Annotated in this window: 1 protein-coding gene and 1 pseudogene; both read right to left on the minus strand. The window is 36.1% G+C overall.

Annotated features, from left to right (window positions below; translation table 11 throughout):
• Nucleotides 1–2184 (minus strand): MG2 domain-containing protein (locus ACY65O_RS03955; protein ID WP_462219549.1); only part of this gene is annotated, 2184 nt, incomplete at its 3' end.
• Nucleotides 2185–3360 (minus strand): annotated as a pseudogene (locus ACY65O_RS03960) (alpha-2-macroglobulin family protein); the annotation flags it as partial. It abuts the gene before it with no gap.

The raw sequence follows: 3360 nt of genomic DNA on the forward strand, positions 1-3360 counted from the left end.
AACACCTTGTGAGTCATATTTTGGAACAGCAATCGCATTACCTTCAGCCATCGGTGCTGCCATTGTTGCTTCTCCTCGTAATCTGATATTTACACCAGCGACCTTACCTTGAAGTGCTGTTCCTAAATTATAATTAAGAACCCAATAAATATCTTCTTCATTATTAGTTTTATGCATACCTAGCCTATCATAAAATTTATTTAATGATTTAGAATTTTCGATTTCAATTTTACTATATTCTTCACTCTCCACTTTTTCAAAACCATTCTCTTCCCAGCTAATAGTGTTGTATAAAGATGGCCAGATATTTATCCTGTTCCAGCTATGCGGTTTAAACTGGTCTAACGATGCATCGTACATGCCGGCTAACATTTCTGCTGCCACTTTTTCTCCTTTGTTACCCGTAATTTTTACTGTCCATTTTTCTTTTGCGCCTGGTAGTAATTTATCACGGAAGGTGGAGTAAGTAATATTTAATTCTTTATTGCTCCAGGGAATTTCAAAACTTTCGCCGCCCTTGTAAATGCGGTTGTGCTGTACAAATGCGTAACTCATGGCCATACCACCACGGTCTTGTTCTCCCGCTAATTCCGCAAATTCAGCAGCTTTATTTTTTGTTATAGTTTGATAAGTGATGTTGTTGGTTTTATCCATTTTAGATAAGGAATTTATCAACCAGATATTATCAAAACCGGTGGAGATATTGTATTCCACTTTATCTCCTGGTTCAAGGGATTGTTTTTTTACATTTACTGCAATGGGTTCGTTAATTGGTTTATTGGTTGATTGGTTTATTAGTTGAAAATACTTTTCCGCCTTCACCTCTTCACCATACTTATCTTTTGTAAGAGCAACAATTTTATACCATCCGGCATCCCAATTCCTAATTCCTAATTCCCAATTCCCTTGCTCTTTAGTAGAATCTGTCTTATCCAAAGCCTTATCTCCCAATAACCATTTACTTACCTGGTCTTCGTCTTTATAAACATCATAAGGAAAATAATTGCTGTATTCATCTTTACTCATTACAAACTGGTCGGGCATATCCCAATATCTTTCTCTGTAAATTTTGTTGGGAGATTTTACTTTGGTGATGGTAACGTTTACGTTTGCCTTTTCAAAAATATCATTGAGGTTGGTGCTGGTAATTTTTAAATTCTTCAGACTGTCAGCATTTATTTTATCGGGTATGGTAATATTCAGTTGCAGCATTTGGTACGCCACGGCAACCGAAGTGTTGCCACTTCTTGTTTCGCCGTTAATGTCGGTAACATCGGCGCTTACTTCGTAATAAAATACCGGCTGACTTTTTTTGTCAACGCTTTCATCAGGCAATGCTTTAAACGTAATGTTGAATTCTCCTTTAGCATCCGTCATTACTTCGCCATTGGTAATTTCTGTTTCTTCGTTTCTGCCATAAGGAATACCCATTTTACTGCGGCTGTAAAAGCCCCATTCCCACCAGATTGGGTAACGCACTTTACGCACCACACGGAATTTTACTTTTGCACCGTCAATATTATTACCTGCATAAGCTTTTGCAGTACCGGTAACTTTTATGCTGTCGTTTAAACGGTACGTGCCTTTTGGCTTTTCAATCTCTGTAAAAAATTTTGGCCGCTTGTATTCTTCCACACTAAATTGTTGTTGTGCATTGCTGGCACTGTCGTACAAACTAAACTGCCCGTTCAATGTGCCTTCGGGTAATTTAAATGTTCCCGTATAACTGCCAAATTCGTTGGTGGTAACAATAAGCTCTGCAGTTTTTTGATAGTTGGCATCTCTTAAAATAACTGTTGTTTTATAATTGGGCAGCACCGCAGTTTTTTTGCCGCCATAATTTTGTTGTAACACAATACCTTTAAAAAATACGGTTTGGCCAGGGCGGTAAATACTGCGGTCGGTAAATAAAAATGCCTGTGGTTTTATTGGCGTGGGCTGATAGCTGTCGTAAGTATTGTAACCTTCATTATCATCCAAAAACAATTCATCGCTGTTATATTTTAACTGCAGTAAAAAATTACGGTAGTCTTTGCTGCCCCTCATTTTAAATAAACCATTTTTATCAGTGGTATATTTTTCTGCTTTCACTTCTTCGTTGCTGCTGTTTTGGTAATTGTATTTGGTTTCCCAAATTTGTACCTGTGTGTTGGCAAGCGGCTGGCCATTATCACGGTGCAGCACTTAATACTCGTTGTTATTATTATGTATATAGCTGATGTTGCTTACATAAATGGTTTGTTTGGCAATAATATTTTTTTGTAAAGAAAAATTTTCATCAATGCTGGCTAAAATTAAATATACGCCATTGGCAAGGCCGTCAATTTTTATTTCTGCAGCATGGTTTTGATAATCCTGCGGATCGGGTAACACCACACTCCAGTTTTTAATTGGTTTTAAAGAAGTGTAATCCTTCCATAGTTTATCATAATCCCTACGGTCTAACTTTTTAATTTCTTCTTTAGATGTTTTAATAATGCGGAAATAAACTTTAGGAACGTTTTTATAATTTACCAAACTGCGAAAGGGATCGTTAATGGTATTTACTTTTTCTGTTTCAATATTTAAAGAAGGTTGTATAATGCTCGCCATTAAATTTTTGCAATTAACACCGCCTTCGCTTTTTGGATATTTTTTAAAAGTTGCTTCACACAATGCTGCGGCTCTTTTTATTTCGTATTGATTTTCTGTTTTAGTAAAAGGTACAAACTGCTGGCCACGGTCGTAATAAATTTTTGCCCTTAAATATGCAGCCTGTGCAATAGCAGCATTGCCGGCATATTTATCTTCTATATTTTTTAATGCGGCTTCATACAATTTTTCTATGCCTTCCATTTCGCCATACTGGTTTACAAAACTAAGGCGTATTAAATCGGCATCAATTAAGGCATCGGGTTTTGCATCGTTTAAATGAAATTTTAAAATATCCTGCAATAATAAAATAGCTTTATGTTGTAAGGATGCAGTGTCTTTTGTTTTAAAAGATGCATTTACAAATTCATTCACGGGTGCAAAAGCTTTACTGTCGTTTATTTTAAATTGATAAGCAGGTTTTGTTAACTGATTTTCATCTGTAGTAAAATATTGTAAAGCCCGGTGTGCTAAAAAATCAAAAAGTGTTGGCCGCAACTGACGGGTGTTTTCTCCTTTAATTATAATTGGTGCAAAGCCATCCAGCCTGGTTGCTTTTAAAAGATTATCATTTTGTAAAGAGGCTTTATATAATTTACCGATTACACTGTGTATTTTATCAATGCTCCAGGTAGTAATGTCTTTACTTTTTTCTTCCAGCAATTTTGTACGGTCGTAAAATTTGTAGCGGTTGTTTTGAAGGTATTGCCAAAACATTTCGGCATGCAT

Source organism: Ferruginibacter sp. (genome assembly GCF_031430955.1).
GTDB lineage: Bacteria > Bacteroidota > Bacteroidia > Chitinophagales > Chitinophagaceae > Ferruginibacter.